The organism is Rickettsiales bacterium (assembly GCA_033762595.1).
Classification (GTDB): domain Bacteria; phylum Pseudomonadota; class Alphaproteobacteria; order Rickettsiales; family UBA8987; genus JANPLD01.
Genome location: JANRLM010000094.1, coordinates 1 through 18,815 on the forward strand (window position 1 = coordinate 1; position 18,815 = coordinate 18,815).

General features: G+C 35.5%; 20 protein-coding genes. 10 read left to right on the forward strand and 10 right to left on the reverse strand.

From position 1 onward, the window contains the following. The 5 genes from SFT90_06510 to SFT90_06530 all read left to right on the forward strand — a co-directional run. Positions 1-417: hypothetical protein (locus SFT90_06510; GenBank protein ID MDX1950131.1), on the forward strand; the 417-nt coding region annotated here is incomplete at its 5' end. 148 nt (positions 418-565) lie between these two features. Next, on the forward strand, positions 566-859 hold the full coding sequence (locus tag SFT90_06515; GenBank protein ID MDX1950132.1) for a hypothetical protein: 294 nt from the start codon (positions 566-568) through the stop codon (positions 857-859). 52 nt (positions 860-911) lie between these two features. Beyond that, a complete protein-coding gene (locus SFT90_06520) occupies positions 912-1,352 on the forward strand; it encodes a lysozyme (protein MDX1950133.1) in 441 nt (146 codons plus the stop codon). A gap of 77 nt (positions 1,353-1,429) precedes the next feature. Beyond that, a complete protein-coding gene (locus SFT90_06525) occupies positions 1,430-1,924 on the forward strand; it encodes a helix-turn-helix domain-containing protein (protein ID MDX1950134.1) in 495 nt (164 codons plus the stop codon). Positions 1,925-1,934: 10 nt separating this feature from the next. After that, positions 1,935-2,243 carry a hypothetical protein gene (locus SFT90_06530; GenBank protein ID MDX1950135.1) on the forward strand — a complete coding sequence of 103 codons (309 nt, stop codon included), beginning with the start codon at positions 1,935-1,937 and terminating at the stop codon, positions 2,241-2,243. A 10-nt stretch (positions 2,244-2,253) separates the two neighbouring features. Here SFT90_06530 and SFT90_06535 read toward each other — a convergent pair whose 3' ends face one another. The 8 genes from SFT90_06535 to SFT90_06570 all read right to left on the reverse strand — a co-directional run bounded on the left by SFT90_06535 (position 2,254) and on the right by SFT90_06570 (position 11,558). Continuing rightward, complete coding sequence (locus tag SFT90_06535; protein ID MDX1950136.1) at positions 2,254-2,592, reverse strand: DUF3147 family protein; 339 nt, start codon at positions 2,590-2,592, stop codon at positions 2,254-2,256. A gap of 2 nt (positions 2,593-2,594) precedes the next feature. Beyond that, the gene (locus SFT90_06540) at positions 2,595-3,227 is read right to left on the reverse strand and encodes a cation transporter (protein ID MDX1950137.1); all 633 of its coding nucleotides are present in this window, start codon (positions 3,225-3,227) and stop codon (positions 2,595-2,597) included. Positions 3,228-3,270: 43 nt separating this feature from the next. Further along, the gene (locus SFT90_06545; GenBank protein MDX1950138.1) at positions 3,271-4,101 is read right to left on the reverse strand and encodes a hypothetical protein; all 831 of its coding nucleotides are present in this window, start codon (positions 4,099-4,101) and stop codon (positions 3,271-3,273) included. Between the two features lie 38 nt (positions 4,102-4,139). Beyond that, complete coding sequence (locus SFT90_06550) at positions 4,140-7,385, reverse strand: CusA/CzcA family heavy metal efflux RND transporter (protein MDX1950139.1); 3,246 nt, start codon at positions 7,383-7,385, stop codon at positions 4,140-4,142. Positions 7,386-7,420: 35 nt separating this feature from the next. Next, positions 7,421-8,713, reverse strand: a complete 1,293-nt coding sequence (locus SFT90_06555) for an efflux RND transporter periplasmic adaptor subunit (GenBank protein ID MDX1950140.1) — start codon at positions 8,711-8,713, stop codon at positions 7,421-7,423. Between the two features lie 21 nt (positions 8,714-8,734). Then, entirely contained in the window at positions 8,735-10,027 is a 1,293-nt protein-coding gene (locus SFT90_06560; GenBank protein MDX1950141.1) for a TolC family protein, read from the reverse strand. 93 nt (positions 10,028-10,120) lie between these two features. Continuing rightward, positions 10,121-10,489, reverse strand: a complete 369-nt coding sequence (locus SFT90_06565; GenBank protein ID MDX1950142.1) for a hypothetical protein — start codon at positions 10,487-10,489, stop codon at positions 10,121-10,123. 103 nt (positions 10,490-10,592) lie between these two features. After that, positions 10,593-11,558: a DUF4268 domain-containing protein gene (locus tag SFT90_06570; protein MDX1950143.1), complete on the reverse strand. Its 966-nt coding sequence runs from the start codon at positions 11,556-11,558 to the stop codon at positions 10,593-10,595. A 116-nt stretch (positions 11,559-11,674) separates the two neighbouring features. Here SFT90_06570 and SFT90_06575 point away from each other — a divergent pair, with 116 nt between their 5' ends. The 4 genes from SFT90_06575 to SFT90_06590 all read left to right on the forward strand — a co-directional run bounded on the left by SFT90_06575 (position 11,675) and on the right by SFT90_06590 (position 15,566). After that, positions 11,675-12,415 (forward strand): hypothetical protein, encoded by a 741-nt coding sequence (locus tag SFT90_06575; GenBank protein ID MDX1950144.1) that lies wholly within the window; start codon positions 11,675-11,677, stop codon positions 12,413-12,415. Further along, positions 12,412-12,639 (forward strand): ABC-three component system middle component 6, encoded by a 228-nt coding sequence (locus SFT90_06580; GenBank protein ID MDX1950145.1) that lies wholly within the window; start codon positions 12,412-12,414, stop codon positions 12,637-12,639. Before SFT90_06575 ends, SFT90_06580 begins: the two co-directional genes overlap by 4 nt. Then, positions 12,636-14,378, forward strand: a complete 1,743-nt coding sequence (locus tag SFT90_06585) for a DUF2326 domain-containing protein (protein MDX1950146.1) — start codon at positions 12,636-12,638, stop codon at positions 14,376-14,378. The genes SFT90_06580 and SFT90_06585 overlap by 4 nt, the downstream gene beginning before the upstream one ends. Before the next feature lie 408 nt (positions 14,379-14,786). Then, the gene (locus SFT90_06590) at positions 14,787-15,566 is read left to right on the forward strand and encodes a DUF5677 domain-containing protein (protein ID MDX1950147.1); all 780 of its coding nucleotides are present in this window, start codon (positions 14,787-14,789) and stop codon (positions 15,564-15,566) included. Between the two features lie 5 nt (positions 15,567-15,571). Here SFT90_06590 and SFT90_06595 read toward each other — a convergent pair whose 3' ends face one another. Beyond that, positions 15,572-15,844, reverse strand: a complete 273-nt coding sequence (locus SFT90_06595) for a hypothetical protein (GenBank protein ID MDX1950148.1) — start codon at positions 15,842-15,844, stop codon at positions 15,572-15,574. 47 nt (positions 15,845-15,891) lie between these two features. Continuing rightward, positions 15,892-16,713 carry a bifunctional hydroxymethylpyrimidine kinase/phosphomethylpyrimidine kinase gene (gene thiD / locus SFT90_06600; protein ID MDX1950149.1) on the reverse strand — a complete coding sequence of 274 codons (822 nt, stop codon included), beginning with the start codon at positions 16,711-16,713 and terminating at the stop codon, positions 15,892-15,894. Between the two features lie 427 nt (positions 16,714-17,140). Between thiD and SFT90_06605 the strand changes: the two genes are divergently transcribed. Beyond that, the gene (locus tag SFT90_06605; GenBank protein ID MDX1950150.1) at positions 17,141-18,781 is read left to right on the forward strand and encodes a DEAD/DEAH box helicase; all 1,641 of its coding nucleotides are present in this window, start codon (positions 17,141-17,143) and stop codon (positions 18,779-18,781) included. The last annotated feature ends 34 nt before the right edge of the window (positions 18,782-18,815 follow it).

The following is an 18,815-nucleotide window of genomic DNA, read 5'->3' on the forward strand; positions in this document are numbered from 1 at the left end:
ACAATATTTGCAAGTTTACTTGGCTTTTTAGGTTCTGCTTTTCCTGAATTTATAAAAATCTGGAAAGATAGATCTGATAAACAACACGAGCTTATTCTGCTTAAAATGCAGATGGAGCATCAAAAGCAAGGACACACCGAACGCCTTGCAGAAATTAACGCCAACGCTGATATTGCCGAAAGTGCCGCGATATACAAAACCTATTTAACAAACATCACTTGGGTTGATGCGCTAAATGGAACTGTTCGCCCTGTTATCGCTTACAGCTTTTTCTTGCTTTATGCTGGCGTTAAAATTCTGCAATATAACGCCAATATGCCTTGGTTATTATGGACTGAAGAAGACCAAGCCATCTTCGCTGGCATCATCAGCTTTTACTATGGTCAACGGGCAATGAATAAGATTAGGGGGAAATAGCCCTACGCAGTAGTGCCATACGCAGTATCAATAATGAGACTGGTTAAAACATAAGCAAACTAGCTCTTTTATAAGGTTGATAAGCATCAAGATTGAAGCATTCATGGTGGTACACCGCTTTGGTGCTAACAACAAAAAAGGTAAAATTATGAGCAAGTTATTTTATGAATGCAAAATTTTAAATATCGATAACAGCAACTGCAGCAAGGAAGAGCAAAATGTGTTTTTAAACATATTTTTTAGCGCAGTAAAAACTCTTGCAGCTACTTTGGCAAGAAGTGCAGAATTTAAACTTTGTGATTTTGATGATGCAAAAAAAGCTGGTTTGGGTGACTTCACCTTAACACTTAGCAAATCATCAGCAAAGCAAGATTACTGGAAAGGCACTTTTGAAAATGGTGAGCAAGTTTTAGAAATCTACGCTCACCTAGAAAAATGCTAATATCAACAACATCAAAAACCTCAAGCCCCTTTATAGGGGCTTTTTTATTCCTATGCGAAAAATTACCAATCAAGGTTTAGAGCTTATAAAATCTTTTGAGAGCTTTGCGCCATTAATTTACATCTGCCCAGCTGGATATCCAACTATCGGCTATGGTCATGTAGTATTGGAAAATGAGCGAGAAAAATTTGCCAAAGGTATCAATCAAGCTCAGGCTCTAAATTTGCTAGAAGCAGATGTTGCCAGCGCCAGTAAATCGGTTTTAAGGCTTATCAATATTCCATTAACTGATGGGCAATTTGATGCACTGGTTTCATTTACCTTTAACCTTGGTGGTGGTGCACTCCAACGCTCAACCCTTCGCAGGAAAATCAACCGCTATGAGCACGAAGAAGCCGCTGATGAATTCCTAAAATGGGTATGGGCCAACGGCAAGAAACTTGGCGGGCTTATCAGGCGTAGAGCGGCAGAAAGGTCGCTATACTTATTATAATAAAAACATCGCTCTAATTAACTGGATAACCTCTGAAATTGAAGCATTCATTGGGTTGTAACCAATTAGGAGAACTTATGAAAAACAAACCAATAACAAGCAACAACAAAGAATGGGGATTTTGGGGAACAAGCGAACGCAACGGATATGATGTTGAATTAACTTGGAACGAAACCTCAAAATTTTTGAGTCAACATTTTGGTTTAACACCAGAGCAAGCCAGAGATGTTTTAGATGCTCGCTTTGGCAGACACCTTGCAGATGAACTTAGCTTTATGAAAGAAGGCATCACAAAACAAAGCATCAGCAAGCACTTGAAAAAATTGGTGGCTGACAAAGGTTGGAATGATTGCTTTAGAAACGCCATCAAAGATGCGACAGGCATCGTTTGCAAAAGCACACTACCAACCAAGGCTGAAATTTTTACCCAAATTGCACAAGACCACCTTGGAATTGAAACTTTAGTTGAAAGAAAATCAGATAGTCTAGACTTCCACAGCGTTGGGGTTTTGAATATCCAAGCGGCACTTGAGGCGGCTTACCAAGCTGGCTTAGCAAACGCAAAAAACTAAGGGGGACAGCATGGAAAATACAAAAATTATTTATAAAGGTTTTGCTGAAGATAACACCAAGGCTGGTAAAATCAGGGCGGCACAGATTGAGGCGTTGCTCTGCATTTTTGAGGAATCAATTTCAAAATGCCGCTCTGAAAATTTGAACGAAGTTAAAATGAAAACCTCAGAATTTAAACAGCTTACAAAACTAACAAAACTGCCAAACTACGATATTTTAATTGAGAAAAAAGACATCGCAAAATCAGTTTTATGGATTGGCACTTTCAAAACAAAAAAACGAAAATTCATGGTTTGTGCAGAACAAAGGGATAGTTAACTTATATTTATCAAATTTTAATACCAGTTATTTTTATAAATAAGAGGTACGATAATCCCGTAATTAAACAAGATGTAAAAAGACTTAAGTAAAAATTAATTCCGTAATTTAATAAAACTGGCAATAATAAGAAAAATATTAGAGATGGAATAACTAAATATAATATTGAGGTTACATATGTCGCTACTTCTTTCAGGCTTCCAGATTGATTATAATAAAAGCAAATTGCAATTATTGATGATATAGGCAAACTAATAATTAAAGCTGATAAAATATCAGATTTTTTAGACACCTCTGATGCTAAGGCAATTACCAAGGCACTAACTATCACTTTAATTGTAAATTCCATATCTACTTTTCGTTTTTAGATTTACTTGTTGAGTCTTTTAATTCCTTTCTTGCGGAAACAATAATCTGCCAAGACGCAGAGAGTGCTAGCCAAGCAAGAATAGTAGCTACAATAATATCGGGATAGGCGCTATCTAGAGAGAATACCCCTAATGCTGCCACCATAACAGCAATATTGCCTATCGCATCATTTCTACTACAAAGCCATACAGATTTAGTATTGCTATCTCCCTTACGAAAGCGATATAATAGAACAGCACATATAACATTTACTATTAAAGCTATAACACTGATATAAGCCATAATATCGGCTTTAGGAATATTGGGCTCTAACCCATGATGGACTGTCTCAAAAGCTGTCCATAACCCTACTAACCCAAGGGAAACTCCTTTAAATATAGATGCTTTGGCTTTTTCATTCAATGCCTTATTAAGCACAAAAATACTGATACCATAATTGACTGCATCAGATAAAAAATCCAAAGAGTTTGCCAATAACGAAACCGAGCCTGCAATATAGCTTGCTATTATCTGCACAACAAACATTACTGCATTAGCAATAAGGCACATCCATAATATACTAAGGTATTTGTTATCTTGATTTTGCTTTTCGATATCACAACAATGAACGCTCATAATTAAATCTCCAATGACATCAAGCTTTAGAAATTGATTTTTGTTATTTTACCTCAACCCCGAAAGGGGCGAAGATTTCTTTGCCGTTGATTTTCACTTGTGCATAAAGTTTCATAAAACCAGATGTTTTTGGTATAGCATGGAATAAAAGTTCTGGTCCGCCACGCTCTGATTGTTTTTCTGGCTCTTTACCCATTGGGTGAATATGCACAATAGATTTAAAATCATCACTAAACCCAACAATATGAGCAAAAGCACCCATAATAGGTTCTAGGTTAGTAACTGGTTTGCCGTTTGCATCTTCAATTAAGATTTTACCCATTGTTGCAGAGGTTGAATTTACATCACCTTCAAATGATAATTTGAACTTATAGCCATCAACATTTGCTTCGTTTGTAAGAGTTTTGTCAATCGCTACTGCTTGCTCTGGCTCACTTCCCATCGTTGCAACAGCATATTCCTGAGTATTTGTTTTAATTGGTAGAACATCACCCCAAACCTTATAAAAAGTTGAATTGGTTGGTATAAAATTAAAAGTCCACTCACCAGCATTTTCAGTTGGTGTTGGGTGAATATGCTGGTAACCGCCAAGTGATGGATCATTGATTAAAAGATGTAATTTTTTAGTATGAGCAATCTTTAAATCATCCGCACCTACTGGTTTGCCACCATCAATTTCAGCAAGTTTAACAAGAATTTCAGTTGGTTTACCAATTTCAAGTTTATCTTGAGGTTCCAGCTTCATTGAAATGCTATTTTTTTGCACTTCATGCTGCATCTGCATTTTTGAATGATTCATTTTCATTTCTTGAGCATTTGCTTGAAATGAAGTGAGTGCGGTTGCAGCTAGTAATGCTATTGTAAGTTTTTTCATGGTCTCTATTGATTTAGTTGTTGATAATTTTATAGCGATTAATCCTCTTCATTCGTATTCAAAATGGATTTCCCTAGATTGAATCTTTTGTAGATGGCAGGTAATACAAATAGGGTCAGGATTGTTGCAGTTATTAATCCACCTATCACTACTGTTGCCAGAGGTTTTTGGACTTCTGCACCTGAACCTGTCGCAATTGCCATTGGTACAAAACCAAGCGAGGCAACAAGGGCTGTCATCATTACTGGTCTCAGGCGTGATATAGCCCCATCAAAGATTGCCTTAGTTTCTTCAATACCTTCTTTTACAAGTTGGTTGATCTTTGTTATCATTACCAGACCATTAAGAACCGCCACACCTGAAAGCGCAATAAAGCCAACAGCGGCTGATATTGAAAATGGCATACCACGCAGGAACAAAGCTAAAATTCCGCCTGTGAGTGCCAAAGGAACTCCACTAAATACTAACAAAGCCTGTTTTACTGATGAAAGAGCAGAATAAAGCAGTAAGAAAATTAAAAAGAAACAGGCAGGAACAACAATTGACAATGTTTTAGTAGCTGTTTCCAGATTTTTGAATTGTCCGCCCCACTCAATCCAGTAACCAGCAGGGATTTTGAATTGTTTATCAAGTTTTTCCTGAGCCTCTTCAACAAAAGAGCCTATATCTCGGTTTCTGATATTTGCCTGAATAACGATACGGCGTTTACCGTTTTCCCTGCTTATCTGATTCAGACCTTTAGTAACCTTGATTTCAGCAACTTCTTTAAGAGGAATAAAATTAGGGCGTTGATGGCTTACAATTCCAAAACCTTCATCATTATCATCTTTTGGAAGCATTACAGGAAGATTGCCAATAGCCGCAATATCGTTTCTAAGGTTTTCAGGCAATCTGACCATAATATCAAACCTTCTGTCACCTTGAAAAACAATACCGGCTTCCTTTCCACCAATTGCAATTGATATAACATCAAGGACATCAGAAGGATTTAAACTATATTGCGAAATTGCTTTTTTATCCAGATTGATTTCCAGCATTGGTAAGCCTGATGTCTGCTCTACTTTAGCATCTTCAGCCCCTTCAATCTTACTGATTATATTCAGGATTTTTTCAGCACTTGGCTCAAGAATTTCAAACTCATCACCATAAATTTTTATGGCAATATCACTACGAACACCAGAAATAAGCTCATTGAATCGCATTTGTATAGGCTGGGTAAATTCATAATTGTTAGCAGGAATTTGCTTCACTACTTTTTGAATTTTTTTAATTATCTTATTTTTAGGCATGGATGGGTCTTGCCATTCATCTTTAGGTTTTAGAATTATAAATGTATCAGAAACATTTACTGGCATTGGGTCTGCTGCCATTTCTGCCGTTCCTGTCTTTGAAAATACAAAAGCTACTTCTGGAACTTTGCTGATTACTTTTTCAACTTCAAACTGCAATTCTTGCGATTGCGTTAACGAAGTGCTAGGGATACGCATTGCGTGCATTGCTATATCTTTCTCATCAAGGGTTGGGATAAATTCCCTGCCCATAAAAGAAAATACAATCAATGAAACAAAGAAGGCCCCGAATGATATTATGATGGTTTTAATTGGGTTCTGTAACGATTGCCTTAACCATTTTGAATAATGGTCTTTTGACCTTTCAATTATCTTACTATCTTTTTCTTCAACTTTACCTGTTACAAAAATTGCTATCATTGCTGGAATAAAAGTTAAAGAAAGTATGAAGGCAGCAATTAATGCAATAATTACTGTTAGTGCCATAGGCTCAAACATTTTGCCTTCAACACCTGTAAAAGTAAGTAGCGGTATATAAACCATTATGATTATCGCCTGACCAAATACAGATGGCTTTATCATCTCACGACTTGCAACCATTACCTCGTTCAACCTTTCAGATAATCTCAGGTTTCTGTTTAATTCATGTTGTTTTCCAGCAAGCCTTTGCAGGCAATTTTCAGTTATAATAACTGCACCATCAACTATTAAACCAAAATCCAAAGCACCCAAACTCATCAGGTTTCCACTGATCTTTAGCTTAACCATCCCTATCGAGGTCATTAACATTGAAATAGGTATAACAAGGGCGGTAATTAATGCCGCCCTTATGTTACCGAGTAGCAAGAATAGAATTACTATCACAAGCAAAGCACCTTCAGCCAGATTCTTTTGAACTGTGCTTATAGTTGCATCTACAAGTTTTGTTCTGTTAAGAACAGTTTTTGCTACTATACCTTCTGGTAATGATTTATTAATTTGGGTGATTTTTTCATCAACTCCCTGTGAGACAGTTCTGCTGTTTTCTCCTATAAGCATCAAAGCAGTTCCAACAACCACTTCCTCGCCATTTTCACTTGCCGATCCTGTTCTAAGTTCTTTACCTATTAAAATATCCGCAATATTTCTTAAATAAACTGGTGAACCTTTATGTGAGGCAATAACGATATTACCAATTTGTTCAATATTCTGTATCCTTCCGTCTGAGCGAACAACATAAGCCTCACCGTTATTTTCAATATAATTAGCACCAATACTGAGATTGTTCTTTTCAAGTGCATTAACTATATCTGCAAATGAAAGCCCCAAGGCAATCAGTTTTTCAGGTGATGGATGTATATGATATTGTTTTGCATATCCGCCTATCGTATCAATTCCAGCCACACCCTTAACTGATTTTAACTGTGGCTTGATTATCCAATCCTGAACTGTTCTCAAGTATGAAGCCCGTTCTAAATCAGATTTTAACTTAGAACCCTCTGGGGTTAAATAACTCCCATCTTTTTGCCAGCCAACTTTACCTTCTTTTATTTTAGCACCTTTGCCTTTTGGATTTTTATATTCAACAGTCCACATATAAATTTCGCCAAGCCCTGTGCTTATTGCTCCCATTTTAGGTTCAACATTTTGCGGTAATGATTCTTTTGCTTCCGAAAGCCTTTCATTTACCTGCGCTCTGGCAAAGTAAATATCTATACTCTCTTCAAATATAGCCGTTACTTGTGAAAATCCATTTCTGGAAATTGACCTTGTGCTTTCTAATCCAGGTATTCCAGCTAAAGCGTTTTCTATTGGAAATGTAACCTGTTTTTCAATTTCAACAGGTGATAAAGCAGTGGCTACCGTATTAACCTGAATTTGCTTGTTGGTAATATCTGGTACTGCATCTATGGGTAGATTACCAAGTGAATAAACGCCCAAGCCAGCAACAGCAGCCGTTATTAATGCAATCAGATACCTGTTTTGCAGTGAAAATTTTAGGATTTTTTCTATCATAAAAATATTTTTAAGGTTTTAAATGGTTTGATGGCTTAATGGTCATGGCTTGCACCAGCTTTTTCAATATCAGCCTTTATTACAAAGCTGTTTTTACTGACATAATCATCGCCGCTTTCAATACCTTCTAAAACTTCCACATAATTATTACCTCTTTCTCCAAGCTCAAGCATTCTGACTTCATAGGTTTCACCTACTTTGGCAAATACTACATCCATATCTCTAAACTTCTGTAATGCCGAAATCTTGACTGCTAAAGGCACTTCTTTTTCATCAATAATAACTTGCGCCTTAACGCTCATTCCACTTCTGAAAAAATTTTGAGTGTTATCAATAAAAGCTCTAGCAACTACTGTTTGACTTGATGCTTCGGTTGTTTGTAAGATTGCTGTAATAGTTGATTCAGCATTGTATTTTTTATTCTTACTTTGAATGGAAATTTTTTGCCCTTTTTTTATTGACTCAACATCTTTTGAAAAAACGCTAAATTCAGCCATCATTGAAGATAAATTTGCTACTACAAAGAGTGGTGAGTCGTTGGTTACTTCGCCAACACTAGCATTTCTTTCAATAATAACTCCGTCAATAGGTGCAGTAACAGGATAAATCTGCAAGCTATCATTACCCTCAACCATCGCTAAAACATCACCTTTCTTTACAGGTTCATTCAGGTCTTTCTTTATTTCTTTTACAACACCTGAAAATCTTGCTTTTATCTGCGCTGATTTGTTGGGATCAAGATTAATTATCCCATATAAAGGAATAGTTTTTTCTATTTTTACAGGGGCAACCTTCTCAATTTCAATTCCAAGATTTTTAGCTGCTTCCTCGGTTATTTTAACCCTGCCTTCGTGTGAGTCATATTTCCATTCGTAAGTTTCCCCATCATATTTTGCGGTTACTTTTACATCAAATGAATGAGGTTCTTTTACTTCCTCATTACTCTTGAAAAATTTCTTATCCTTCAAGAAAGTAAAATTATCTTTTTTCCCACCAAGCCTTGTAAGCTCAACATTTAACTCAACATCTTTCGGGTTTAGCAACTGCCCATCATCATAAGCGTAAAACCTAAATTCAGGTGGAATACCATCTTCAAATATAGTTGCCTCAATCGCAAAATCATCTTTTTCAAGTAACCTTCCGCCATGAACTCCCTTTTCAAATTCCTTTTCACCCCCTTCTTCGCCATGCTCGTCATGACCGCCCCCATGTTCATCGTGATGACCAGATTCCGAATGCGATTCTTTATGATGAGCTAAATAATCATAGGTAATGTAACCACCAGCTAAAGTTAGTGCTATTGATAGTAATAAAATTTTATTTTTCATATATCCTCTAGTTTTTGTAATTTATTTTGTTAAAAATCTTTCAATATTTGCTTTTTGAATATGATATTCTTTCAAAGCAGAATTATAACTATACCTTGCTTCAAAAAGGGTTCTTTGAGCATCTAAAACTTCTAAATACGGAAATTTTCCTGCGTTATAGCCGTCTCTGGTTTGATTAAAGGCTTTTTCTGCAGAGGGTAAAACTTGATTCTTAAAATTTTGAATTTGTAAATTTGCAACCTCAAGCAAATTAAGAGAATTGATAAACTCATTTTTTAAACTTACCAAAGTTGCTTCATTAGACTTATTCGTTTGCTCTAACTGACTTTCTGCTTTGATAATATTTCCCTTATTCTGATTAAAAATAGGTATGGGAATTGATAAGCCAGCAATAAAAGCCTGATTATCTGTTTGCTGGAATTGCCTAATACCCAAGCTTATTGTAGGATCTGGAATTGCATTTGCTTTCTCCAGCTGGTAATTGGCTTTTGCTTGCTTTGAAGAATTTTCTAAAGCTATATTATACGGAGTTTTTTCAATAATACTTAAAACTTCCTCTGGGTTAATTTTCTCTATCTCATCATAATTCCAAAAATCGTTATCAGATAATTCAAAGTCAATTTGGTTTTTCCCCCATAAATTTGCCAAGTTATTTTTTGTAATTTTAGCTTCTTGTTCTGCTTTTTGCAGCTGAATATTTGCATTTGCTAAGGCAACTTCAGCCTTGCTTTTCTGAAATGCTGGTTCAGCAGCAGCATTCACTCTTTTAGTAACATTTGCCAAAACCTGCTCAGCTAATTTTTTTTGCTCTATTGCAATCTTTAAGTTTTCACTTGCAAATATAGCTTCTGCATAAGCGGTTTTAGTAGCCTTTATCAACTCTAGTTTTGTAATTTCAAACTTATTATATGCTAGTTTTACAGCCTGTTTTGAAGCATCAATTCTAGCTCCATACTTTCCGCCAACTAAAACTTGTTGCGAAATTCCATAGGTGGTTTGTGCAGAATCATACCCACTATAAACACCATCTCCACTAAAATCCTCAGCTTCAATGGTAACTTGTGGGTTAACATAATTTTTAGATTGCTTATAATCACCTTCGCTTGCTAAAGCTTCAAATCTAACAGACTCTAATGCAGGAGAATTGTTTAAAACCTTTTCAACAATTTGTTTTAAGCCAAGGTGGTTAGTTTTTACCTGTTCTGATTTTGTATTTTTAGTTGACTTTGCAAGTACATTAACATCAATATTGCCAACGAGGCTAGTAGTGCAGGTAAAAACCAATGCACTAAGTAATAATTTTGTATTTTTCATTTAGATAATTTCTTAAAGCTAATAATAGAATTGAAAAAACAACACAAAAGTAATGCCTCCATAGGAGGATATAAAAGGCTGTTTTATTTTGCTTTAAGAAATAGAAGGTGGCTCAAGAAGGGGAGATGATTTAAACTTTGTAATTTGTGAAGATTGGTAAATTACAAATTTAGCGTCTAAAAAACTAAAATTTAACGCATTCAAATTATTGAAAGAAAGAACGGAATGCGAATGATGACAACAATGACAATTTTGGTCGCAACAATCATCAGATTTACTATGCTTGTGATGGTTTGAAGTGGTTTTTAAATTATCAGAATACTTATTTTTTTGTGTTTTTTCAGAATGATGACAATTTTTACAAGGAGATTTAAAAGCCTCAAAATAACCTTGAGTGCTGGTTAACACAAGTGCAACCAAGGCAATGTAAAAAATTGACTTTATGTATTTTTTAAAATTCATATAACCAATCAACACTACATATTATCAGATATGTCAACTTTTTTAATATTAAATTATAACTGGATGAAGTTATAAATATCAAAACTGTAGTTAAAACATCTTCCTAATCAGGATATTCAAGATTTTTAATTCGGTTTCTAAATGCTGAATCAAACTTTTCTAAAGTGTCTTTCAGCCATTTAAACTGACTGTTCCAATTTGACTCATCTGATGGGTTCATATCAGATATTAAAATGATTCTAGAAGCTCTTTTTTCAGGAAGCTCTTTCCAATCTAACGCAGAACCAATTTCCGCTTCAATTTTCTCTTTCTCTTCCTTTAAAACATTAAAGAAATGCTTGGCATATTCAGGCTCACTTAAATACAAATCAACGCCAATTCTTTCCTCTCTGGTGCTCAATAGAGCATTGATATGGAAGTGGCTTCTACCGATGGTAAAAGTCAACCAGTGCTGGTAACCAGGGCGTTGAGGCTTCATTTTTGAGCCTGTTTCTTTTAAATATTCTGAAAACTTCGTCCAATATCTAAATTGCATCTGTTTGGTTTCAGAATTTTCAGCATTACTAATATTTCTAGCCGCTGAACTTACATATTTTGACCAATCATTCGGCTGAGAAACGATGTTAAATTTCGGAGCTGGTGCTGAATCATCAATTTGCCAAAGCTCAACTTCCAAGCCAAAGAATCTAAAATTTTCGCTGGTTATTCCGTTAAGCCAATCAAGAGCAGCGCGATGTTCTTCAGTGAACTTTGAAGCAACCCATATGATGGTTACAGTTTGCAAACCTGCGGCATAAGTTAAAAGCTGGCCAAGATGTTTATGATCAGTTTTCTCGATCTGATTTTCAATCAAAACAAAAGAATCGTCCGCAATATTGCGGCATAAAATATCTGCCCTGAACGGACCAACATCTTTTTCTTGAGCTTCAACTTCTAGCTCAATACCAATTGCATCACCAAGAATTTCAATATTTTCTTTTTTCGCAAGCCAAGGGGTGAAGTCACCATCTTCGGTGCTCCATATATTACGCAACTCAACCCTTTCTAATTTTCCCAGCTTTTTATTCACATTAATCAAGATAAATTAATAGATTGCATAAAATATTGTAAATAAATATTTACATTCATTATAAATATTGGCTACATTATATCTTTAACAAATTACTCATCAATTTATTTTTTATAATGAGTGCTTCTTACTCAACCAAACTTCTTCTTGCGATGAGAAGCGGGGAACGCTGTGCTCTTCCTGAATGCAGAGCCAATCTTACGTGCGATGGTGTTAAAAGTGCCGCTGTAGTAATTGGCGAGGCGGCTCATATTTACGGTGAAAAAGAAAGTTCTGCCCGTTACAAAAATGAAATGACGGATGATAGCAGAAATCACTATGACAATTTGATGTATCTATGCCCAACATGTCATACAAAAATTGATAAGCAGATTGCTGATTATCCCGCAGAAAAATTAATAGAAATAAAAAAATCTCACGAGGCATGGGTTTCAGAACGGCTTGATGAGAGCATGTCAGAAGTAAGTTTTTCAGAGCTTGAGATTTCTGCAAAAGCGATTGCTTCAGGGCAGCATTTTGTGAGTGGGGATTTTCACGTTATCAGTCCAGAAGAGAAAATTCAGAAGAATGGGTTAACCCAAGAAGTCCGAGCACTAATATCCACGGGTCTCAGTAGAAGCTCTGAGGTTAGTGATTATTTAGTAAAGGCATCACAACTGGATGCTAAATTTCCAGAGCGACTCAAAGATGGATTTAAGGAGAAGTATTCAGAGCTAAGGCAATCTTTCTCTGGCGACGCCCTCTTTATGGCAATGTTTGAATTTGCAAAGTCAGGACAGCAAGATTTCAAACAGCAGGCGGCGAGCCTAGCGATACTGACGTATTTGTTCCATTTATGTGAGGTGTTTGAAAAATGATTCTTCCAAACAAATACCTTCGTGAACATGAAACACTTATCGGTGTGGGTTCTTTGTTGCTGAAACATTTAACTGTTGAGAAAACTTTGTCTAGTCTCTGGGATGAAGTGAAATCCGCTTCGAATATCGGAAATTTTGAAAGATTCGTGTTGGGCTTGGACTTACTGTTTCTGCTTGGGCTTGTTGAAACTAAAAGCGACAAAATAGCGAGGGTGGCAGCATGATTTATCGCATATATGCAAGTGACCCTAGGTTCAAAGCCGTTGAGTTTCAGAGCGGCTTAAACATTATACTGGCGGATAAAAAAAGTGAGTCTGATAAAAAGGATTCCAGAAACGGGCTGGGCAAAACAACCCTCATCAACATCATTCATTTTTGCTTGGGAGCTGATTTTAATAAAAGAAGTAAAAAGATTCTTCCATTGGACACAATAAAAGATTGGACATTTTTTATTGAAATGGATGTGTGTGGTGAGAAAATTACTGCCTCAAGAAGCATAGAAAATCATGGAATTATCAAGGTTAATGGTAAATTGGAGAGACTCCCAATAGCTCCAGAAAAAGATAAAGACCAAGGATTTGATTTTTACAAGTTGGAAGACTGGAGACGTTTGTTGGGTATAAGTCATTTTGGTTTGTCGAGCACTAGCCGAACAAAATATGCCCCTTCTTTTAGAAGTTTGGTCTCCTATTTCATAAGAACAGGAATAGATGCTTACAGCACACCCTTTAATTATTTTAGATCACAAAAAACTTGGAACACGCAAGTATGTAATGCATTTCTGCTTGGTCTAAATTGGGAACATGCATCTGATGTCCAGATAATAAAAGATAAGGATAGCGCCGCAAATTCTTTAAACACCGCTGTCAAAACTGGCATTGTCTCTTCTAAGGGCGAACTTGAAGCGGAGCGTGTTAGATTACAGATAGAATTCGATAGAGAGAGATTCGCACTTTCTGAGTTTAAAGTGCATCCGCAATATCAGCGGCTACAAGAGCAAGCAAACATAATAACTCGCAGCATTCACGATGTCTCTAATAAGAACCTCATGCTTCGTAGAAAGCTAGAGCGCTATCAGGAGTCCGTTCACTCTGAGCAAGCTCCAGATCTTTCTGATGTTGAAATACTCTATCAGGAAGCGGGGCTAACATTTGGGGATACCGTTAAAAAAACTCTCGCGGAAGCCAAGAAGTTTCATAACGATATAGTACAAAACAGAAAACATTTTCTACAGGTTGAGATTGAAGAACTAAAAAATCAAATCACACAAAATGATAATGCCGTTAAATCTGATACTTCTAAACGAGCGGAAATAATGTCCGTTTTGAGCACTCATGGCGCATTGGAAGAATTTACTCTTCTGCAAGAGCAGCTTCTAGTAAAGAAGGCAAGGCTTGAGAATATACGTCAGCGAATTTCAGATATCCAAGAGATGTCGTCTCGGAAGAAAGAAATTAAAGCCGAGAAAATTGAACTAGAAACCAAACTTCAGAGAGATTACGAACAATCAAGATCAGATTGGGAAAAAGCGGTTGTAGGTTTTAATGAAAATTCGCAGGCTCTTTATAACGAATCTGGGAATCTGATCATTAACGTATCAGATAATGGCTATAGCTTTGATGTTGAGATACCTCGTAGTAGTAGCGAAGGCGTCGGCAAAATGAAAATCTTCTGCTATGATCTAATGTTGGTAAACTTATTTGCTAAACGTGGTCTGATTAATTTTTTGGTACATGATAGCACCATCTTTGATGGCGTGGACTCAAGACAAACTGCACAGGCTTTGGAGCATGTACATCGGAAAGCATGTGAAAGTGGTTTCCAATATATTTGTACCTTTAACTCGGACGCACTACCTAGGGGTGATTTCAGTAGCGAGTTTGATGTTAATAGCTTTATTCGTTTAACACTTAAAGACCAAGACCCCAAAGACAGCCTTATGGGGTTCAGGTTCAATGAGTAAAAATAATTTGATATTCTTCCGAGATAAGTTAACAATCCACCACCATTTTATATTTTTCTAGTAAATCTCAGTTTGTTGTTGTGCCGTGTGAGTGGCAGGTTTAGCCTTGTTTGTGGCATTTTGAAGTTTCTTAAATTTGGTTCTAAATTTCTATTATTGCCTAATTTCTTATAAAAACCTCTAATCCTCTAAATGGGTTGCGTGAGTAATTTTCAAATCATTCCCTCGATAATATCTTTAATCTACAGGGGTTTTGAAGGTTTTTTGACTTCAATAGTTAGGTCAAGGGTAATACTTGAGGAAAGGAAATACAGAAAATTCTTATTTTGAAAATATAATAATTATGAATATAGGAAGAACGAAGTCTTATTATTGATTTTTTAATAAAAATGCTATTTTATATGTACTATGAATCGCTTAGAATTAAATAAATGGTATTTCAAATCTTACGAAGATTTTGATAACTCAGTAAAAAAGGCAATAATAACTTCTAAATCTGTGGCGGGAATTCTTGAAACACCTCGCAGAGCATATGCTACTGTGCTTTTTACAAGAATTACTGTGCTAGCAACAAGCCTTTTAAAGCTTGCACCAAAAGAACTATCACCCCATGAACATTATGATTTTGCTTCTATAGCAAGTATTGCTAGGAATATTTTAGAGTGTTATTTATTTATGTATTATTTTTCTGTTGAAGAAATTTCTGACGATGAATGGCAGGCAAGATTATTTTTAACACAATTACATGATTGCATATCAAGAATTGAGCTTTTTCAAACGCTGGAAAAAATAGAGCAAAAACCCAATAATGATATTTTTGAATTTAGAGAGCAAGCTAATGAAATAAAGAAGAATTTGTTAAAAAACAACTTTTTTAATACATTTACAGAAAAACAAAAAACAGATTTTTTTAAAGGAAAAAAGGTTCTATATTGTAGTCAGGATTCTATTGTTGAAAAGCTAGGTGCAAGTGTTTCTGATTATAGATTGCATTATCAAATTTTTTCTCGTTATCTACATACGTTACCCTTTTCTTTTTATAGGTCGCCAGAAGATTTGAATAATACTGGAGGAAAGAATGACAAAGATATTGGTTATACTGCTATGACCTTTGAATATATTCAAGGAGTAATAGAAAACGCAAACAAAGATATTATAAAAATGTTTCCAACTTCATTCAAAAAATAGTAACATTATGCATTTATTAATTCATTCACGAAATTTTTTATATAGGGCAATCTTTGTTTAAAATTATTTGTATCAAGCTCAAAATTTTTTGCCCATATTAATGAGATAAGGCTTAAAACCGCTTCGTAATTATGGTTTTCTTGAGTTAATTCGTTTAACCCTTGATGAATTTGATTAGCTTCATTTGAATATTCATCATCTGGAGCGCCAGCTTCAATCAAACCCTCTATATCATATTTAATTAATAAATTTTCTGTTTGTTTTAATGATATGTTCATAATTCAAATTGAATAATATTATATTCCAGAAAAAAACTAAAAAAAACCTATCTAAAACCATGATTAATTGGGTTGTGGCCACTTCCGATTTTAGGGGCAGAGATTATTCCATCTCTAACATATTTATGGGCTTTTTTGATTGCATCAACAATGCTTTGCCCTTTTGCTAGATTTGAAGTTATCGCACTTGCATAAGAACAACCAGTGCCGTGCGTATTAATAGTTTGAATTTTAGAATCTGAGATTTCTAAAGTAATTCCTTTGCCCTTTTCAGCGAGAATATCAGTTAAAATATCGCCCTCTAAATGCCCCCCTTTAAGTAAAACCGCATTACAACCTATTTTTTCTAGAATAGATTGCGAAGCATTTTTCATATCATTGATATTACTAATCGTAAAACCGCACAAAAATTCAGCTTCTGGAATATTCGGTGTAATTAAAAAAGCCTTTGATAAAATATATTTTTTAAGAGCATCTATTGCATTTTCCTCAAGCAATTTATAGCCGCCTTTTGCAACCATTACAGGGTCTGCAACTATCGGAATATTATAATTTTCAAGGGTTTTACTGACTATTTTTATTATCCTTTCATTTGCAAGCATTCCAGTTTTTATATAATCTGCTGAAATATCACTTAAAACTGAGGTTATTTGGGCTGAAATTATTCCATCTGAAAGATGTTCAACCGATTGAACGCCAAGCGTATTCTGTGCTGTAACGGAAGTAATTGCGGTTGAGGCATAAACACCATTCGCAAAAGCAGTTTTGATATCCGCTTGAATACCCGCCCCCGCCCCTGAATCCGAGCCTGCTATAATAAGTATTTTTGAAATTTTATTCATCTTTTCTTTATTAGTGTCACCCCGCATTTAGTGCGTGGTTAAACATAAAACAAGCTCAAAACTTAGGTTTGGAAATACTTTCAAAAATTAACCCCGCAACAAGTGCGGGGTGACATTTTGAGGTTAAAGCACTTAAACCTATCTTTATCTAACAATACTAATAATAAAATTCACTTGCCCCTTGACATATCAATAAAAATAGAGTAATTGCACCTTGAGTTTAAGAAACTCAATGACAATTTCATACATTCTATTTAAGATTATTATAGTTAGTATTGTATTTTTTTAAGCAGATATAGGGTAATTTTTTCTCTTTCGCAACTTCCCGAATTTCTTCTTATTGTTTTGGCTTTGAGTTCTAGTTTTATCTTACTTTGAAATAAATCAGTAAGCCTAAAAATTTGCGTTTTTCACGAACGCGATAGCTCATTTTACAAAACCTAAAAAGGAATTTATGCCTAATCAAAACCAAGCTCTAAACTTAGTTCAAGAACAATTATTTGATACAACCACTACAACAACTCCATCTGAAGAAACTAAAATTGAAATCAAGCAAGAAGCAACTTCTGGCTTTGATAAATTTCCACTTCCACTAGCGATTAAAAAATCTTTAGAAGCTCTAAATTTTACAACCCCAACTGAAATCCAAGCAAAATCTATCCCAGTTGCATTAAACGGCAGGGATATTTTGGGTTCTTCCCAAACGGGCTCTGGCAAAACTGGTGCATTTGGTATTCCACTAGTTGCGAGATTAATGCTAAACCCTAATGAAAGTGCCTTAGTGATGGCACCAACTCGTGAGCTTGCAACCCAAGTTGCTGATGTTCTTTCAAAAATTATTCCGCAAAATAATAACATTAGAAGGGCATTGCTTATCGGCGGTGATTCAATGTTTAAGCAAATCCAGCAATTAAAAAGAGCCCCAAGAATTATTATCGGCACACCGGGTAGGATAATGGATCACATCAAGCGTAAGATGATAAATCTTTCGCAAATTAAATATCTCGTTCTTGATGAAACTGACAGAATGCTTGATATTGGAATGGGTGAACAGATTGAAGAAATTGTTGCGAGAATCCCAGAAGATAGACAAACCCTTTTATTTTCTGCAACTTTTTCACCTGAAATTATTAAAATTTCTCAAAGATATCTTAAAAATCCTGAGAGAATTTCAGTTGGTGAATCAAACCAAGTAGCAAAAAAAATCAAGCAAGAATCACTTGAAATTAGAAATTCTGAAAAATATTCTGAGCTTACAAAACAACTTTCTGCTAGAGATGGCTCAGTTATCATTTTCGTTAAAACTAAAATTGGTGCTGATGATTTATCTGATAGGCTTAATGCTGATGGCTTCAAAGCTGATGCAATTCACGGCGATTTACAGCAAAGAAAAAGAGAAAGAGTTATCACTTCTTTCCGTAATAAAAATTGCAGAATTTTAGTTGCAACGGATGTTGCGGCTAGAGGCCTTGATATTCCTCACATTGAGCATGTTATAAATTTTGATTTGCCGCAATGCCCTGAAGATTATATCCATAGAATAGGCAGAACTGCTAGAGCTGGTGCGGAAGGCAATGCTTTAAGTTTCATCTCACCTGATGAAAGAAAAAGATGGTATGCAATCCAAGCCCTGATTGACCCTGAATCTGCAAAGAATCGCAAAGTTGCTAATTATGATGATGTAAGCCGCAGAAGATTCTCTAATAAAAATAGAGGTAGTTTTGGTGGTGGAAGGCGTTCTAATGATAGATTCCAAGATAGAAATCAAGACAGAAACTTTGACAGAAACCCTGAAAGATCTCAAAATAGAGAGTTTAATAATAACTATAATGATAGCCCTAGAAAACCTAGAGGTGAAAATAGGGATTTTAGAGAAAATAGAGAATTTAGAGATTATAATTCTTCTTCTGAAGGCGGAAGGAATGAAGGAAATTCAGGCTTTAGAAGGTCTGAAAATTCTCCAAGAAGATCAAGAGATGATAATTTCTCAAACCCTTCTAACTCTTACAGCCCAAGAAAACCTAGAGGTTTCAGAGATAACAACAGAAGAGATGAATTTTCTAGCAGAAGAGATATTGGCAATAAGCCATTTTAATTTTGCTTCAAATGCTTCAGCTTCATTCCCGCCC